Consider the following 18,688-nt stretch of genomic DNA (forward strand, 5'->3'; position numbering starts at 1 on the left):
TTCTGGCATCGCCGAGGCCAAAGAAACGACGGCTTCCGCCATCGACGTCGCAACACCAAAATCAAAGAAACCTAACAAACCCTGTCATGCACCCCACGAAATTCAGACGACGGATTCGGCATCAATCCCCCCACTCCGAACGCCACCAACCCGATCGCGGGGCGAGGCCCATGAACACCATGCTAGCGTGCGTTTTGCACCCTCTAACCGCCTTCTTCTCGGATTCGTGTTGACGCCAATGTGACGTCTTTTCTAGCGTCGCGATGCCTTTCTCCCCGCACCCCTGGTGACCCATCTTGCGTACGCAGAAACCGTCTCAACCATCCCTGGTTTCGCTCTTTTGCACCTTCCTGATCGCCCTCCCTGCGTCAATTTTGCACGCCCAGGAGGTTTCGGAACCCTTGCCCGCGCCAACCGAACAATCTCTATCGATTGAAACGGTCGAAAGAGCGATCGCCGATCTCGAAAGCCGCAAAGATCTCGATGCGGACAAACTGCTGCAGGTGACGCAGGGGATCGAAAACTATCGTTCAGCACTCGCCAACCTTAAATCCGCGGCGATCAACGAAGCCAACCAGCGAGCCCTTGTCAGCGAAACCGAAACGGTCACCGCACGCGCCGAACAACTGAAACAACAGCGAGACGAACTCAAGGGGCAACCCACGCGAATCGAACCGGGCCTCAGCCTGCAGGAGATGGAACAACTCCTACCACAATGGGAATTGTTGCTTGCCACGCACAAGAAGAACCGCCAGGCCGCCGAATCGGAGCTACAAACCCGGTCCCAGCGCCGCAAAGAGATCCGCGCCTTCATGGTGGCCAAAGAACAACGGATCGTCGACGCCACCGCTCAACTGCAAACACTCTCGTCCTCGGAAGCGTCAACGCTATCGAACTCGTTGGTAGCACGCCTGCTAACACGGCGTTTGACGCTCGTCAAAGAGCTACCCGCTCTTCAGGCCGAACTGGCAAAATACGACGCGGAAGAATCTGCCGACGTCCTGCGACTGCGAATCGACCTAGCCAACGCGAACGCCGCTCATCGCGAAAAGTGTATCGAGCTGCTTCAAAAGGAAATCAACACGGCACGTGAGAGGGCCGCCGAATTATCGATCCAACAGGCTCGCTTTGAAGCCATCGCGGCCGCGCCCTCATTGAAAGACTACGCAGAGACGAACCAAAAACTCGCCGAAAAAACGAAAGCCGTCGCTGAAGCATTGGCCTCGGCCGAGCAAGATCAAAAAGCCGCAGCCGAAGTCTATGAGTCACTCGTCCGGCAATTTAACCTGACCCAAAAGAAGGTCGAATCGGTCGGTTTGACCAGCTCCATTGGCGCCCACCTTCGCAAGCAAAAGAAAGACCTCCCTGATGTCTCGGAAAGACGGGCCGCAGTCGCTCTCCGTCAACCGCTAATCAATGACATCCAATACGAAGTTTTCGACTACGAGGATCAACGTCAAGAAGTCGGCGACGCCAAATCGTTGATCGCTGAAATCGATGGTAAATCCGAATCAGAGATTCCCCCAACACACAACGCGGCGCTCAACATGGCATTGTTGGAATCAGCCGCTCAGGATTTGATTCAACGACGCCGTGAGACGCTGGACACGCTCATTAAAAGCAGTGGTCAGTATTTCGACGAATTGATCGAGCTCGATACCACCGACCAACAATTGATCCGGCTCGCCGCGGATTACGAAAACTACATCGATGAACGCGTTCTGTGGATTCGTAGCGGTCGCCCACTGACCACCGATCTGAGTCTCGATGCATCCGACACGTGGCTGATCAGTCCTGCGAAATGGGTTGAGGCCGGCTCCGCTCTTCTATCTGACATTCGAAAACGCTCGTATCTCTATCTCTTGGTCCTGCTGCCGTGGGCAGTCTTTTTGGTTCGCGGACGCAAAATGCGTGACCGGATTAAAGGCTTCGGCGAAAACGCCGACCGAGCCAACTGCCGCTCAATCTTGCCGACGTTCCAAGCCTCGTTTTTCACGCTGCTTGTCTCCGCGGTATGGCCAACGTTCACCGCGTTGCTGGCATGGCGGCTTCACCGCATCGCCGGTGACTCCGAATTCGTTGCCGCGATTAGCAACGGCTTCCTGTGCGTCTCGCTAATCTGGATCGCGTTGGAACTCGTGCGTCAGGTTTGTCGCCCGATGGGACTCGGGGAAGCACACTTTCGTTGGTCCTCGCACGCAACCGAATCGCTCCGCAGCGGACTGCGAAAGATGGCGTTCGTCGCGTTGCCCATCGTCTTTGTTACCGCGACGCTGTCCGTTTCCGAACGATCTCACGGACGCGATTCGCTCGAGCGGGTGTTCTTCTTGATTGGAATGTGCGTTGCGGCCTATGGCGTCTATCGACTGCTAACGCCCGGTGGCGTGCTGCGTGAATATTTTTCATCCGATGAATCGCCGTGGAGCGGTCGTATCAAACACGCGTGGGCCATTCTGGGAACCTGCGTGCCATTGTCGCTCGCGATGCTGACGATCGCCGGGTTCTACTACACCGCCGAAGTGCTCTCGTGGCGATTGTTTGCGACGTTCGGATTCGTGGTCTCGCTGTTAATCATCCGTTCGCTGTTTTTCCGAATGCTGATGCTTCGGCGACGGTATCTGAGCATGGAACAATCTCGGCAACGTGCATCGGCATCGGCGTCCGCCACAACCGGGGATGCCGCCTCGCCAATGGTGGCGGGAATCGTCGCCGAAGACCCCAAAGCGGACATCACCGCACAAAGCCAACAATCACGACGACTGATCAATTCAGGAATGATCGCGTGCTCAGTGGTCGGTTTATGGATGATCTGGGTCCAAGTGCTTCCCGCACTCAGCATGCTGGACAACTATCCGATCTGGACGACGGCCACCGCAGCAAGCACCGATACGGCTAGCTCGCCCTCGATCGCATCCGCGACCATGTTGCCCACATCGGGCGACGACGCGACCGCCTCTTCTACGATCTCCGCGAACGCCCAAAACACGTCGGTCATCACTCTGTCCGACTTGGCACTCGCGTTGTTGATCACCGCGGTAACCTTTGTCTTGTTTCGCAACGGTCCCGGTCTCCTCGAAATGTCGGTGTTGCAACAACTGCCTGTCGACGCTTCGGTACGTTACGCGATCACCACCCTGGTCAGTTACGCGATCGTTTTGATCGGAACGATCGCCGCATGTTCCACCATCGGATTGCAGTGGTCACAGATCCAATGGCTCGCGACCGCGTTAACGTTTGGCTTGGCCTTCGGCCTGCAAGAAATGTTTGCGAACTTCGTTGCCGGATTGATCATCTTGCTCGAACGTCCCATCCGCGTCGGAGACGTCGTGACCGTCGATGATGTCAGCGGTGTCGTTTCACGCATTCGAATTCGCGCCACCTCGATCACCAACTGGGATCGAAAAGAATATGTCGTTCCGAACAAAGAATTCATTACGGGCCGCCTGTTAAACTGGACGTTGTCGGACAAGGTCAATCGGATTTTGGTCAACGTCGGTGTCGCATATGGTTCAGACACGGAACGGGCTCGCGAGATTCTAGAGAACGTGGCAAAAGATCATCCGATGACGCTCGACGACCCAGCGCCGGTCGCTACTTTTGAAGGCTTCGGCGATAGCACACTCAACATGGTGCTGCGAACGTACTTGCCAACACTCGACAACCGACTCGAAGTTATCCACCAATTGCACACCACGATCGACCGGGCCTTTCGAGCCGAGGGAATCGAGATCGCGTTCCCACAACGAGACCTCCACATCCGCACCCAGGCTGGCGTCACCGGACTCAGTTTGGGAACCGAATCGAACCAAGCACTGGCCGTTGAACCGACGTCTGACATCTCTCCGGCCAGCGATCTTTCCAGAGAGGCCGCGTAACGACTTTGAATATCAAACTCATGCTCTTGTCGCGTCGTCGGCGGCGCGTACTCGACACTGTCGGCAAAGCTCCCGGATCGATCGTCGCCCCCAAAGGAGCCGTCAAAGGCCAGATCCGAGTGATCTCCTACGACGCTAAAAACTACTCGGATCAAAAGTACGATTCCGCTGGCGACCTCAGTAAGTTTGCGACTAAAAAGAAACTCGCGCCCGTCGATGCCCCGGCTATCGACCCCGATCCCGAGGCTCCGGTTGAACGTCCCGATGGAGTCACTTGGATCAACATCGATGGCGTTGGCGATGCCAAGATGCTCAAAGAACTAACGCGGATGTTTGGCATCCACCCGCTCGCGATGGAAGACGTCGCAAACCTGCACCAACACGCAAAAACGGAAAACTACGGCGACACTCTGTTCTTTGTCGTCAGAATGCCGACCGGAGACAACGGGTTCCAAACCGAACAAGTCAGCATTTTTTTGATCGACGGCATCGTCATCACCGTCCAAGAACGCCCCGGCGATTGCCTCGAACCGGTCCGGCACCGCATCGCCAACAATCTCGGTCGGATCCGACGACGACGTGCGGACTACCTCGCCTACGCGATCTTCGACGCCATCATCGACGGCTATTTCCCATTGGTCGACGCCTTCGCAGACCGACTCGACGAAGCCGGTGTGATGCTCGAGAGCGGAGGCAATCGCCAACTGCCGCTGCACCTGCATAGCATCCGCGGTGAATTGCTGCTGATTCGCAAAGTAATGAATCAACATCGAATCGCGATCATGAACGTGTTACGCGAAGAAGGCGAGCTGATTTCTCACGACACCTCATTGTTTTTTCGCGATTGTCAGGATCATGTTCAACAGATCATCGAGGCCGCCGATACCGATCGCGAAACCTGTGGAGAAGTCCGTGAACTGTACTTTGCCATGCTGGGTGAGAAAAACAACGATGTGATGAAGGTGCTGACCATCATCGCGACTATCTTCATCCCCATGAGTTTTGTGGCCGGGATCTACGGAATGAACTTCGACCCGAAGGCATCCGAACTCAACATGCCCGAACTCCACTGGGCGTTCGGTTACCCGTTCGCCCTTAGCCTGATGGCTCTGATGGCCGGTGGTTTACTCGCGTTCCTGTACCGCAAAGGCTGGCTCAGCTGACAGCGAGGACGCAGGTGCAACAGATACACAAAATGCTGCCGGGTGACACAGGCTGGCAGCCCGTGCTACGGAAAGCAATTTAGTGACGAAGTGCGCCGACTTACACGACACTCGCTCGATCAACCGGGAATGAACGAACACTTCGGCGTGAGACTTTGAGCGAAGAGCGTCAGCAATTTGGCGATCGCCTCGATGTCTGCGGTCGAAATAGTCTCCACCGCCGAATGCATATAGCGGTTGGGAACGGCGACCAAACCGGTGGCAACACCTGCACCGGAGATCTGCAAGACGTTGGAATCATTCGGCGCCGCACGACCAAGCGCCGCGAGTTGATAAGGAATGCCGTTCGCCTCTGCCAACTCAATTAGCCGCGCAGCAACCTTCGCGTTGATGTTGGGTCCACGCACGATCACGGGCCCACCGCCGAGTCGAATGTTTCCCTGCTGTTGCTTGCTGATCGTTGGGCAATCCGACGCGTGCGTGACGTCGACCGCGATCGCAACGTCAGGAGCGATTCTCGCCGCCGCTGTTTTCGCACCACGCAGGCCGATCTCTTCCTGCACCGTCGCAACCCCGAACAATTGGCACTGCAGCGGCGTCTCCGACAACTCCGCAGCACTTCGGCGAACCGTTTCCATCACCGTCCACATGCCCGTTTTGTTATCCATCCCCGGACCACTGACGTAATCACCGAGCAACCGTCGGTAGTGCAGATCCAGCGTCACGGGGTCTCCGATGCGAACCACTTCGGCCGCTTTCTCGCCATTAGTGGCACCGATATCGAGCCACATGTCCTCCAACCGAACCACTTCCTCACGTTCTTTTGACGACAACAAGTGAATCGGCTTTCGACTGATCACGGCCGATACGGGACCGTTGGCCGTCCAAACCGTCATCGCCTGCCCGATCAGCTGCTGCGGATCCCAACCACCGATCGTTTGTGCGTACAGGAATCCCTCTTCGTCGATGTAGGAAATCAGCATTCCGATTTGGTCGCAGTGCCCCGCGAGCATCAATCGCGGCGAATCGGCCGGCCCCACCGAGGCGGTCAAATTCCCGTGCACGTCAATGGAGACATCGTCGGTGTGCGGTTTGAGATACTCCGAAATCAACTTCTGAATCGGCTCTTCGTATCCCGAAGGACTCGGCGTACGGATGGCGGTTTCGAGAAACTCAAGAGGCGTCATGGCCATTGGGCTGCAATCTCAATGTTGGGAAAACGGAAAAAGGATGGGACGAGGAAACACGTCATTGATCTTGCGAAAAGACAATGCTGCTAACGTGTGAAGTTACTTACGTTCGTCAAAGGGCCGCTCGCGAATTTGATAGAACAATGCCTTCTTTTGATCCGGCAACGAAAAATCAAAACCACAGGAGCGTAAGAAATCTTCCGAGGAACTGATCGCGAGCACTTCCATCACGCCGAGCGATCGGGCACGGTCGATGCACTGAGCAACCAATTGACGCCCAAGGCCCAAACGCTGCGCCTCAGGATGAACCGCCAAACACTGCAACTCGGCTAGCTTAGGCGAATAGATTTCGACCGCAGCGAACCCGATGCACCGCTCGCCTTGCATGGCCACGAACCCGTGACGAGTCAACTCAATGATCTCAGCTTCCGTACGTGCCAACAACAAATGTTGCGACACAAACGGCCTCATCAACGCGTGAATCGCCTCGGCATCACTCGGAAGGGCTTGCCGCAATTCGCAAGTCGGTTTGGACGACGATTCAGAATCAGGGTTCATAAACAATCTTAAAAGCGCGTTGAGCGGACACGGCAGGCCGGGAACGATTCGGACTGACTTCGACCAGTCGTTTTACCAAGTCCGCGACCCGAGGAGGAGCGGAGGCACGCCAGTGGGCCGCCGAAGTGACCGCACAATCCAATGACGGAAAAATTGGCGACGGTTAACGAAAACCACGCATCAGAAACATCGCTGGCGAAAGCAAGCCATCGGGGATCCCACCCATGACTCGCCCATGAAGACAGCGATCCCATCCAGCGACTCAGCCTACGCGACGCTTCCGCTGTGGTTTGGCCAGCAAGTGAATCGGAGGCACGATCGCGCCACCGCCGTGAAAGGTGCGTTTGCCATCGATCGTGTGGTCGAGCACGAACGCCCCGGAAGGGATGCCCTTTCGAGGGCTCACCCGGAGAATCGCGGCGTGGCCGCATTGTTGACAACGCAAGCGAAAGCCGTGCTGATCGAGCATCGCTTGAATTGACGCGGCGAGGGCCCGGTTGTGTTCGAGCGACCCCAGCGACCGGCCGACGAGAGCCTGCAGTTTCGCCTGCAACGTCAAACGCATCGAGCGCTGAATCCGGTTGAGCTCCTGCTCGAGCGATTCGAGTAACTGTTCCGCGGGAACCAGCGGCTCTCCGGGAGCAACATCCATGCTTTCGCACTCGCCTCCGGCACCCAGTGCCTCAGGGGCGGACTCGCCCACAATCGACGCCTCGGCACTCAAAGGTTCTGTAGTCGCGGATTCTGAAGTAGGGGAATCGGTAGGAGGCGAATCTGCAGCCGATGCTGACGCTCCCAAGGTTTCCGCTTTCAGCGTTTCCGGCTGCGAGGCACTCTGGGTATTGTCGCCATTCTGAGGCTCAGACGACTTACGAAGTGCAGAGATTTGCTTGAGCGGGGCGTTCAAATCAGGTCCATCAGGATGCGTGGTTCTTGCCGCTCTACATTTTCGCGACGAAAAAGACTAGACGCCAGGTTATACAAATTGTATAACCAGTCCAGTTCAGTTGTTCGTTTTTTCCCGAAAGAGGCACCTCACGGGTTTCCTGACCGCTCTTACCCGGGGGTTCGGAGCAAATCGCCGCTTCATCACAGACGGCCCGTCCGTGACAGACGTTGCGATCGGTCTAGAGACCCCAGCAAACCCAAGTTTCGAATTAACTTCCTGTGGCGGGGGGAAGGTGGTTTCAACTACCGTCTTCTCGTAACCAGAAATCTCTGTTCTCCCGCGTCCTCATCCGCTCCAGATCACCAGACATATGTCGGTCAACCAACAAACGGTCGAAGAAACCAAGGCTCAGATCCGCGGTCTTGTCAACGAAATCGCTGCGTTGACCAAGAGCGGATCGACGGCGTCGGAGTTCTACCCCGAACTGCTATCTCGAATCATCACGGCCCTGGCGGCCGCGGGCGGTGCGATCTGGCTGCTCGACGAAGACCGGCAATTGCGGCTGCAGTACCAGATCAACGCCGAACCTTCGATTTTGGCCGACGACAGCGACGACGCTGCCCGCCACCGCCGGCTGATTCAACGGGCCGCCAACGCCGGTCAATCCGTCCTGATCCCGCCCTACAGTGGCACGACCGACGGCGACGCCGAAGGCAACCCGACTCGTTATCTGCTCGTCCTTGGGGCCCTGCAACACGACGGTCAAAAAGACGGGCTGATCGAAATCTTTCAACGCCCCGACACCGCACCGGAAACCCAAAAAGGCTACCTCCGGTTCCTGCAACAGATGTGCGAACTCGCGGCCGAATGGTTGCGCAGCCAAAAACTCATCAAACTCGGTGATCGACAAACCCTCTGGCAGCAAGCCGACTCGTTTGCCCGTGCCGCCCACGAATCGCTCGATCTCAAAGAAACCGCCTACATCGTCGCCAACGAAGGTCGCCGTCTGATCGGGTGCGACCGCGTCAGTGTGGCAATCAAGAAAGGCCGCAAGTGCACCGTCGAGGCGATCAGCGGCCAAGACACAATCGAAAACCGGTCCAACATCGTATCAGCGCTGAACGTACTCGCGACCCGAGTCGTTGCCGCCGGTGAACCGCTATGGCACGACGGCACGACCGAAGACCTTCCGCCTCAAATCGAAGAAGCCCTCGAGGACTACGTCGATTTGTCGTACGGACGTAATCTCGCCGTCTTGCCGCTGCGTGAGCCCCAACGAAAACTCGGTCACGAAAAAGAAGTCGGTGCCGCCGGCGAAGTCGACCGCGACGACGCCCACCGAGGCGAAGTCATCGGAGCCCTGATCGTTGAACAAATCGAAACCGATCTCCCGCCGGACGTCTTCCGCACACGTTGCGATTTGGTCTACGAACACGGAACCCGCGCGATCGCCAACTCACAGGCGCACACGAACCTGTTCCTGATGCCGTTGTGGCGAACGCTCGGTCGTGCCACTTGGGTCCTCCGCGCACGAACGCTGCCTAAAACACTCGGTGTGCTCGGCCTGATCCTGGGCCTCATCGCCGCCGGTTTCTTCATTCCGATGGACTTCGATCTCGAAGCCGACGGCACGCTGAAACCAGAAGCTCGACGCGAAATTTTTGCGGGCATCGATGGCGAAGTTCGCGAAGTGCTCGTCGACCACAATTCGATGGTCACCGCCGGACAACCGTTGGTGAGAATGATCAACCCCGACGTCGAAGTCGAAATCACCGAACTCGAGGGGCAGATCTACACCACGAAAGCGGAACTGCAACGCGTCCGTGGCCAACTGACCAAACGCGATTCACTCAAGCGAACCGACTTGCGTGCACTCGAGGGCGAAGAACTCGAACTCGAAACCAAACTGGATGCCCAAAACGCCAAACTCGCTCTGAAGAAAAAGCGAGCCGACGACCTGATCGTTCGTTCGCCGATCGATGGACGCGTGGTGTCATGGGAAGTCGAAAAACTGCTGCTCAATCGCCCGATCTCCACCGGCCAAGTCCTGATGGAAATCGCCGACCTGAGCAAACCGATGTACCTCGAAATCGAAATGCCCGAAAAACGCGAAGGGCACTTGGATGAGTTTGTCGCTGCCAACGCCGGCAAAGACCTCGAGGTCACCTACATCTTGGCATCCGACCCCGATCACCCGCTGCCCGCAACGTTGCCGGTCAACAACATCTCCCTCCGCGCCGAGGCGAGCGAAGAACACGGCTCGATCATCAAGATGCGAGTCATTCCTGATCAAGACGAACTACGCAAGCTCTCGCCGAGCCCTGGGACCAAACTGACTGCCGACGTCAAAGTCGGACGACGCGCAAGCGGGTTCGTGTTGCTGCACGAAGTTTACGAATGGTTTGCCAAGTTCATTTTCTAATTCACCACACGCTTGAGCGCCAAAACGAATTAACAACAAAGCCAACGGACGGATCGAGAGAACACAAGAGCCAGGACGGTTAACCCAATTCACGACAAAAACTTGACTCTTCCATTCCGATCGCTCTTCACCTTCTCTCTTTCATCTCTTCTGCCTTTGCTCCCTTCGCGAACACTCCCCATGCATTTCACTCCGCAATATCGACGAAACGCTTTGCTCGCCGTGGTTGTTGTCGCCGCCTCCTTGTCGTTGACAAACGCTCCCGCCACCGCTCAATCGTCCTCGCAACGACTGGCGTCTCCGGGCCAACGAGTGGTTGCCGACAACTGCAGTGTCAAGTACATCCGCAACGTCAACATCCCGGCTGAAGTCGAAGGAAAAATCATCGAGCTCAACTTCGAAGAGGGCATGGACATCGTCGCCGGCGACATCCTCGCCGTGATCGACGACACAGCCGCGAAGCTCGCTCTCGAACTGAAACGGGCCGAAGAAACCGAAGCGATGCTGAACGCCGACAACGACGTCAACCTGGAGGACGCACGCAACAGCCGCGAACTCGCCGACGCCGAAGCCGAATCGCACAAGAAGCTTTACCAAGAACAGGCGATCCCATTCTGGGAAATGAAGAAGAAGGAACTCGAGGCAGTCCGCGCGGCGTTGCGAATCGACCTGGCCGAAATGCAAAAGAAGATCGCATTGGCCCAGTACGTCGCCAAGCGTAACGAGCGAGAAATTGCCGAATATGAACAAAAACGACGCCGCATCGTCGCCCCTTTCGACGGATACGTTGAAACCCGTGTCGCCCAACGAGGCGAATGGGTTCAACCCGGTTCGCCGATCGCGACCATCGTGCAACTCGACCGCGTTCGCGTTGAAGGCGTCGTTGACGCAATCGCTTTCTCAGGCCGCGTGCGTGCCGGACTGCCGGTCACGGTGCGGGTCTTCTCGTCGAGCGATCGGGACCGTCCCGTCATCGTTCAAAGCAAACTCGGATTCGTCAGCAGCGAATTAAACCTTCGCCGCCAAGTTCGCATCTGGGTCGACATCGACAACGTCAAGGATGAAAACGGAGCTTGGATCGTGAAGCCCGGCATGCAAGCCGAAATCCTGTTTGAATAAATCGTTTGCGACCGACCGTCACCTCCAAACGATTCCCTAAAACATCCCCACGCTCCCCAACGTTCCTAATTCATGGCCACCCTTGCTGAATCACTGGTTAGCAGCTCGTCACGTGCACTGACGGTGCGCCGACGTCCTGACTTGACCGCGAGTCGGCACCATTACCAGGGCCAGGGATTCTGGGTGCTCAAGGAACCCGTCGGGCTGCAGTACTTTCGTTTTCACGACGAAGAGTATTTCATCCTCAACATGCTCGACGGACACGTCAGCCTGCAACAAATCAAAGACGGTTTCGAGCAACGTTTCGCCCCTCAAAAAATCACCTTCGGCGATCTGCAGCAATTCATCGGAATGCTGCACCGCAGCGGCCTGGTCATCAGTAATTCACCGGGCCAAGGCAAATCGCTCCGCGAACGTGGACGCACTAAAAAGAACAAAGAACTCCTCGGCAAGCTGTCGAACGTTTTCGCCGTCCGGTTCCGCGGGATCGACCCCGAGAAAATCCTCAACCGCATGTTGCCGATTTTCGGCTGGATCTTCACCGTTCCGGCGTTGATTTTCTTCATCGGATTGCTGATCGCCGCCTCGTTGTTGCTCGCAACGCAGTACCAAACCGTTTACGCCAAACTGCCGACGTTCCATCAGTTCTTCGCTGCCGATCGATGGATCATCTTGGCCGCAACGATGGCGATCGTGAAAGTCATTCACGAATTCGGGCACGGTTTGAGCTGCAAGAAATTTGGTGGTGAATGTCACGAGATCGGCTTCATGCTGCTCGTCTTCACGCCCTGTTTGTACTGCAACGTTTCCGACTCGTGGATGTTGCCCAATAAGTGGAAACGGATCTGGATCGGTGCCGGCGGGATCTATGTCGAGATGATCCTCGCGTCAATCGCCGCCTTCGTTTGGTTCTTCAGCCAACAAGGCACGACGATCAACGACCTGTGTTTGAACATGATGTTCCTCAACGTCATCAGCACGGTACTCGTCAACGGCAACCCGTTGCTGCGATTCGACGGTTACTACATCCTCATGGATTACCTGGAAATTCCAAACCTTCGTCAAAAGAGCACCGAAGTGCTCAAACGTTGGTTCCAGGAAACCTGCCTCGGTTTGGAATTGCAAGACGACCCGTTTTTGCCGCAACGCAACCGATTCATGTTCGGCATGTTCACCATCGCCAGTGTCATCTATCGCTGGGTCGTCGTGTTCTCGATTGCCTGGTTCGTGATGCAGGTCCTCGAACCTTATGGGCTGCAAGCTCTCGGCCGAATGCTGGCCGTGGTCGGATTCTCAGGACTGATTGCCCAACCGGTGATCCAAACATGGAAATTTGTCCGTACACCAGGGAGACTCTCAAAAGTGAAACGTGGCCCACTCCTCACCTCGCTGGCAATTGCCGGAGCGATCATTGCGGCGGTGTGTTACATCCCGCTGCCGCACCACATCGATGCCGCATTTGAAATCCGGCCGAGCCGAGCGGGTGCCGTTTACGCCGGTACCGTCGGACGCGTCGTTGAAACTGTCCCCGTTGGCACTCGCATCACGCAAGGACAGCCGATCGCCGTTCTCGAAAACCCGGAACTGCAAATTCGTTTGGCCGACCTCCAGGGCGAAGAACGTTTCGCTTCGGTGCAATTAGCTAACCTCAAACGCCGCGCACAAGAAGACGCAACGATCGTCGCGCAGCTCGAAACGCAAGAAGAGATGCTGCACTCGATCCGCTCACTACGGGCTAAAACCCAAGAAGAGATCGATCGGTTGACTATTAAAGCCAAGCAGGACGGTTTCGTTCTGCCGCCACCGGAGCGTCCATCCAACGATCCCGGCGACGGACGTTTACCCGGATGGACCGGCACGCCGTTGCACGAACGCAACCGCGGCGCCCTGCTGACCGCCGACGATATGATCTGTGAGATCGGCGCCCCGGATGCATTCGAAGCCGTGCTGATCATCGACCAAGGTGACCGACAACTCGTCCGCGAAGAACAGCTCGTCGACCTGAAACTCGATTCACTCCGACTGCACACCTTCCACGGCAGCATCGATGAAATCTCTAAGAACCCGATGGCCGCGGCCAGCACATCAATGTCGAGCCAAACCGGTGGCGACCTGCAAACAGAGATCGATCCCAAAACAGGCCAAGTCCGGCCTCGCAGCGTCTCCTATCAAGCACGCGTCCCAATCGACACGACTGACATGATCCTACGTCCCGGATACCGCGGCGCCGCAAAAGTACACGTCGATCCGATGTCGTTGGGCCAACGACTGTGGCGCATCATCATCAAAACTTTCAACTTCGATTTCTAAAACAACGACAGCGACCTATCCTTCACAAACCACGCAAATTGAAGCAAGCCGATCTACGAACTGATTGAAAAAATCAGTTTTATTGTCCCACACCTACCGCTTTCGCGTTGCGAGTATGGGGGGGACCTTTAACATGTGACCCAACGCGAAACCAACTCACCTTTCCCCCTTTCTCACCTTTGGAGAATTCTTGATGGCAGACGACAACAGCAACGATTCGGTAGAAGCAGAATCGGCAACCGCGACCGCAACCGCCGAACCGACATCGCCTGCAGCGAAAGCTCAAACTCCTCCACAACAACCTGTTCAGGTTCAAGTGGAAGACAAAGAGGCACTCGCCACTTACGCAAACTTTTGCCGCGTTACCGGATCGCCCGAAGAATTGATCATCGACTTCGGTTTGAACCCACAACCGATCGGCGTGCCAAAAGAGCCAATCCAAGTCAAACAACGTATCATCGTGAACTTCTTCACCGCGAAACGTTTGCTCGCCGCATTGCAAATGTCGGTCGCTCGTCACGAATCGGTCTTCGGTGTTCTCGAAACCGACATCAACAAACGAGTTCGTCCAGGTTTGCAACAGCAACAAAAGTAGAACAACGAAACGCATTGCCGGCGGGTCATCAACCACTCGCCGACACGTTCGACCGAACCACTCTACCATCGCGGTAGAGTGGTTTTTTAATGCCTGTTCCTAAACTCGCTGACGGAGCGTTCCCGTAACGACATGCGAAGTTCCATTGATGACGCACGCACAGAGCGCCTTGTTGCCGCCTCTCCGCGTTTTGCAATTCAATCCTCCCCTCCTCCCAACGCCAACCAATTCGAAACTCGTTAAGCTGCGTTCATGAACCAACCGAGCGTCACCACGGCGGCACCGTCATCTGCCCCACAACTACTCATCAGCGTCCGCGACATTCATGAAGCAACTCTGGTTGCCGAGGCGGATGTCGACGTGATTGATTTCAAAGAACCGCGACGAGGGGCCCTGGCACCCGTCGAACCGGAAATCTGGAGCGCCGCGTCCACGAGCTTGCGAGACCGTTCACTGTCGGCGGCCCTCGGCGAAAGCAACACTGCATCGTCTATCGCGGCACTCGTCCCGAACCAATTCCGATTTGCCAAAGTCGGGCCCAGCGGCATGCGTTCGTCCGGGCAACTCCGACGCCTCTGGGATTCGCTGCCCTTACCGCCGACGGTCGAGTTGGTTCCGGTTTCTTATGCCGATCACGAGGCGGCCGGATGCCTCGCTCCCGCCGACGTGCTCGCCACTGCCATCGAATCGGGCCACAAAAGATTGTTGATTGATACATTTATCAAGAACGGACGATCGCTGACCGATCACCTTTCCAACGCGCATCTCGCGAGTCTCTTAAACACCGCCCACAACGCCGGAATATGGATTGCCCTCGCCGGATCGATTCAACTCCCCCAGGCCCAACGCCTTCACGAAATCGGAATAGTCCCTGGATGTTGGGGAGTTCGGGGTGACGTTTGCCGATCGAATGAATCCGGTCATCTACAACGGACAGGCTCGCTCGACCCAAACCGCGTTTTGAGATGGCAACGCTCGCTCAGACTGACCGGCGGCTTTCCGATAACTGCTGAATCAAAATTGCCAGCGCCGCGCTAACCATCGGCGTACTCATGCTCGGCGAATCCGAATTTTCGCGGGCGACTTGAGCCGGAGAAAGCGGCATGTGAACGAAGGAGGAAGAGGTTCGCATGCCGAACGATCGAATGTAATGCTGGCTCAAGAACAACGCCGCATTGCACAGATAAGTCCCCGCGTGATTGGAAACCGTCGCCGGAATGCCCGCTTCACGAATCCGCGCCGCTGCTGCCGCCAACGGCAATGGACTACGGTACGCCGCCGGTGCCCCCGACAGAATCTCACTGCCGTCGGTACGCAGATTCAGCCCCACCGCCTCCAACCGGAGTTGCGACGCACCTGGAGCCTGCCCGCAATGCAGAGCGAAATCATAGTCTTCCTGAAGATCCGTCCTCAATTTTTCGCTCATCCGGCCCAACTCCACCGGATACCGGCGAGTCACCAGCTCGATCGGGCCGTCGTGCCAACGTGTCAGCTCAATCAACGCCAACCAACTCGAATTATCGGGCCAGCGGTCGTAAGGCTCAAATGCGGTCAATAGGACGCGGGTCACAGGGGCAGCTGCCGGTCGAGTCAGGAAGGACGGGAATAAAACAATGTCTCCGAACGCATCGTTTTTTGCGTTCACCCTGGAAGTATAGTTCGCCCGAACAGCCGCGCGCGATCAGGTTAGCTTCCGGATGATTTTTTCAGTACAATCAAATCATGACCGTCGCGAACCTTCCTATCGCACAGAATGTCTTCCTCACCTGTTCTGCCGATTCCCCCCTCCTGCGGATCGCTCTTCTAATTTCAGATCGTCAAGCCCCGGAGTCACCGACATGTCTGCTCTAGTCGATCAGCTCAGCGCGTATTTGGACCGAGGTGCGATAGTCTACGATCAAGACGAAGAGCGAGGCCTATTTCGCATGCTCTTCGAAGGCAAACACGGGGACATTCGCGTCATGATGATCATCGATGAATCGATGCTTCAGGTCTTCACACACCCGGCCAACAAAATTCCCGAGAGCCACCGTCAACTCATCGCCGAAGCGATCACGAGAGCCAACTACGGACTGAAACTCGGGAATTTCGAAATGGATTTCGAGGACGGAGAAATCCGTTATCAAACCGCATTGCCTCTGGGCGAAACGTTCCCCGAGGACGATATCATCGACCACATCCTCTACGTCGGTGGTGCCATGATCGATCGTTACGTCCCCGCGTTCCTGTCGATCATCTACGGCAACGAAGACGTCAAATTGGCGATCAGTGCCGCCGAGATGTAGAAAACGATCCTGAGATTGAGCAGAAGGAATGGCTGGCGGCATGGCACCGTCAGGATTTCCGTTCGCCTCAGCCCTCATTTTGAAGCAGCGTTCCGCAGATGGCTAATCCTTACACGCCGCCCGAAATTGCCGCCGATTCGCCATCGACTGACTCGAGTTCAAATATCGCGTTGTTTTCGCCTGGACAAATTGCCTGGGCAACCTTCCTCGGTGCCCCAATTGCCGGATGCCTGTTGTTGGCATCGAACTACAGACGACTCGGCAAACCCGCCGACGCACAGATTGCCTGGGTCGTCGGCCTGCTGAGCACGGTCTTGCTGCTCGCAATCGCGTTCGTTCTTCCTGACGAATTCCCCAACACCGTTTTGCCTGCCGCTTACACCTTCACGATGTACCAATGCGCCAAAATGTTCCAAGGAAAGGAACACATACGGCAAATCCTCAGTGGTATCAAAGGTCGTTCCACGTGGTTGGTAACAGGAATCGGATTCTTATGCCTCGTCCTGATTTATGCGGCAATCTCTGCCGTCGTTCTCGTAACAACACCTGAGTAACAGGCGAGACTCTGAACAGGTGTCACACAACCAACTCGACAGGCATGCGATTTGCGTCGCCTCTGACAGCGTATTTCTATCGCCGCGATAAAACGCGAGTGCTACGCCACGGTTTGGTTTGAGTAAACGCAACTCGTTCAGCACCGGGGGCAGGTCTCAATATTTGCCGAATGCTTTGACCGAATTCGCAATGGCCTGTGCCTCAATCCTTCGCTGTGACCCAGCACTCGCATTCTCGACCGGCAATCATTCAAACCAACACATGCGGGAGGCTACCGATGACAATGGTATTCGAAACAGTAAAGACAGATGGCATCGCCCAGCTTTCGTACCTCGTAGGAGACACTGGCACAGGGACGGCCGCCGTGATTGATCCCCGACCAGACGTTGAGATCTACCTCAGACTCAGTCGCAGTCGAGGCGTTACGATCACGCACATTTTTGAAACGCACATCCACGCTGACTTCATGAGTGGGTCGCGCGAATTACAGCAACGTCTCGGCGATGCAAAAGTCTACGTCAGTGGGGAAGGCGACGCCCAATACGGATACCCGGTCGAGAAACTCGCAGCGGGAGAACAGTTCGAATTCGGCTCGGTGGCACTGACCGTACGTCACACACCCGGACACACTCCCGAACACGTTTCCTACGAACTGGCCCAACACGATCAAACCGATTCACCCTGGGGAGTCCTCAGTGGCGACTCTCTCTTTGTCGGGTCCGCCGGGCGGCCCGACCTCCTCGGTCAAGAAGAAACAGAGGAGTTAACGAGGCAGTTATTTCACACACTCCGCGACTATTATCTGCAACTCGACGACGGAGTTATCATTTATCCGTGCCATGGCGCCGGTTCCGCATGCGGTGCCGAAATCGGTGAACGTCCCCTGTCGTCCATCGGCTACGAACGCCGAACCAACCCGTTTTTGCAACATGATGATTTCGACGCGTTTCGCGATTTCGTCAAGGACGGTGCACCACCCGTCCCGCACCACTATCCGATCTTGAAAAAGGTGAATGCTCGCGGTCCCGAACCGACCTCCGGCGTTCCCGCGATCCCTGGCTTAACACCGACGCAGTTTCATGACGCCGTGCAACACAATGACGTTCAACTGATCGACACGCGTCAGATGTTGGCCTTTGGCGGCGGACACATTCCAAACGCGACCAACATTGGTGACCGGCCTGAGTTGTCCGTATGGGCCGGTGACATGCTTTCGTACGAACGACCGATTCTTCTTGTTGTTGAAGATGAATCTCGGTTGGATTGGATCATCTGGCACTTCATCAACGTCGGCCTCACTCACTTCACCGGGTATCTCGTTGGGGGAATGAAAGCATGGCAAAACGAAGGCCTCCCGCTGCAAACCTTGCCGCAACTTTCCGTGCACGAACTGGCCGAACATCGAGACGAGTATCAGGTTCTTGACGTGCGATCACCACAGGAATTTGAAAAACAGCGGATCCCTGGTGCGAGACATCAGTTCGTTGCCGAGATGCGAGATGGGCTCAACGGGGATCTCGAACTTGATACCAACGATCCTATTGCCGTTTATTGTGGTAGCGGCTATCGAGCCAGTATCGCCGCCAGCATCTTGCAGCGTGAAGGTTACCGCAAAGTATGCAATGTTCCCGGCAGCATGCAGGCGTGGCAGAACGCGGGCAATCAGGTCGAAAAATCGTCCAGCACCGACTCCCAATCCGTCGTTCTCTCGCCGTGATCGCCCCGTC

General features: G+C 56.2%; 14 protein-coding genes. 10 read left to right on the forward strand and 4 right to left on the reverse strand.

Annotation, left to right across the window (positions count from 1 at the left end):
- Positions 1–401: 401 nt before the first annotated feature.
- Together FHS27_RS13400 and corA are read left to right on the forward strand one after the other, a co-directional pair.
- The gene (locus FHS27_RS13400) at positions 402–3,875 is read left to right on the forward strand and encodes a mechanosensitive ion channel domain-containing protein (RefSeq protein WP_246419741.1); all 3,474 of its coding nucleotides are present in this window, start codon (positions 402–404) and stop codon (positions 3,873–3,875) included.
- Positions 3,876–3,895: 20 nt separating this feature from the next.
- Entirely contained in the window at positions 3,896–5,038 is a 1,143-nt protein-coding gene (gene corA / locus FHS27_RS13405; protein WP_246419745.1) for a magnesium/cobalt transporter CorA, read from the forward strand.
- 119 nt (positions 5,039–5,157) lie between these two features.
- Here corA and FHS27_RS13410 read toward each other — a convergent pair whose 3' ends face one another.
- From FHS27_RS13410 to FHS27_RS31090, 3 genes are all read right to left on the reverse strand, one after another.
- Entirely contained in the window at positions 5,158–6,225 is a 1,068-nt protein-coding gene (locus FHS27_RS13410; RefSeq protein WP_044254651.1) for a M42 family metallopeptidase, read from the reverse strand.
- Between the two features lie 102 nt (positions 6,226–6,327).
- Positions 6,328–6,786 carry a GNAT family N-acetyltransferase gene (locus FHS27_RS13415; RefSeq protein WP_184305450.1) on the reverse strand — a complete coding sequence of 153 codons (459 nt, stop codon included), beginning with the start codon at positions 6,784–6,786 and terminating at the stop codon, positions 6,328–6,330.
- A gap of 262 nt (positions 6,787–7,048) precedes the next feature.
- On the reverse strand, positions 7,049–7,693 hold the full coding sequence (locus FHS27_RS31090; protein ID WP_246419747.1) for a hypothetical protein: 645 nt from the start codon (positions 7,691–7,693) through the stop codon (positions 7,049–7,051).
- Between the two features lie 352 nt (positions 7,694–8,045).
- Here FHS27_RS31090 and FHS27_RS13425 point away from each other — a divergent pair, with 352 nt between their 5' ends.
- From FHS27_RS13425 to FHS27_RS13445, 5 genes are all read left to right on the forward strand, one after another.
- Positions 8,046–10,097, forward strand: coding sequence for an efflux RND transporter periplasmic adaptor subunit (locus tag FHS27_RS13425; protein ID WP_184305451.1), 2,052 nt, complete (start codon positions 8,046–8,048; stop codon positions 10,095–10,097).
- A 180-nt stretch (positions 10,098–10,277) separates the two neighbouring features.
- Complete coding sequence (locus FHS27_RS13430) at positions 10,278–11,216, forward strand: efflux RND transporter periplasmic adaptor subunit (RefSeq protein WP_221225094.1); 939 nt, start codon at positions 10,278–10,280, stop codon at positions 11,214–11,216.
- 72 nt (positions 11,217–11,288) lie between these two features.
- On the forward strand, positions 11,289–13,526 hold the full coding sequence (locus FHS27_RS13435; RefSeq protein ID WP_221225095.1) for a hemolysin D: 2,238 nt from the start codon (positions 11,289–11,291) through the stop codon (positions 13,524–13,526).
- A gap of 193 nt (positions 13,527–13,719) precedes the next feature.
- Positions 13,720–14,121 (forward strand): DUF3467 domain-containing protein, encoded by a 402-nt coding sequence (locus tag FHS27_RS13440; protein WP_184305452.1) that lies wholly within the window; start codon positions 13,720–13,722, stop codon positions 14,119–14,121.
- Positions 14,122–14,373: 252 nt separating this feature from the next.
- Positions 14,374–15,159, forward strand: coding sequence for a (5-formylfuran-3-yl)methyl phosphate synthase (locus tag FHS27_RS13445; RefSeq protein WP_184305453.1), 786 nt, complete (start codon positions 14,374–14,376; stop codon positions 15,157–15,159).
- Here FHS27_RS13445 and FHS27_RS13450 read toward each other — a convergent pair.
- Positions 15,101–15,766 (reverse strand): pyroglutamyl-peptidase I, encoded by a 666-nt coding sequence (locus FHS27_RS13450; protein ID WP_315854559.1) that lies wholly within the window; start codon positions 15,764–15,766, stop codon positions 15,101–15,103. The genes FHS27_RS13445 and FHS27_RS13450 overlap by 59 nt on opposite strands.
- Before the next feature lie 193 nt (positions 15,767–15,959).
- Between FHS27_RS13450 and FHS27_RS13455 the strand changes: the two genes are divergently transcribed.
- From FHS27_RS13455 to FHS27_RS13465, 3 genes are all read left to right on the forward strand, one after another.
- Positions 15,960–16,406 carry a YbjN domain-containing protein gene (locus FHS27_RS13455; RefSeq protein ID WP_236624912.1) on the forward strand — a complete coding sequence of 149 codons (447 nt, stop codon included), beginning with the start codon at positions 15,960–15,962 and terminating at the stop codon, positions 16,404–16,406.
- 98 nt (positions 16,407–16,504) lie between these two features.
- A complete protein-coding gene (locus tag FHS27_RS13460) occupies positions 16,505–16,960 on the forward strand; it encodes a hypothetical protein (RefSeq protein ID WP_184305454.1) in 456 nt (151 codons plus the stop codon).
- A gap of 278 nt (positions 16,961–17,238) precedes the next feature.
- Positions 17,239–18,678: an MBL fold metallo-hydrolase gene (locus tag FHS27_RS13465; protein ID WP_184305455.1), complete on the forward strand. Its 1,440-nt coding sequence runs from the start codon at positions 17,239–17,241 to the stop codon at positions 18,676–18,678.
- Positions 18,679–18,688: the final 10 nt, after the last annotated feature.

This window comes from Aporhodopirellula rubra, from assembly GCF_014192335.1.
Classification (GTDB): domain Bacteria; phylum Planctomycetota; class Planctomycetia; order Pirellulales; family Pirellulaceae; genus Rhodopirellula; species Rhodopirellula rubra.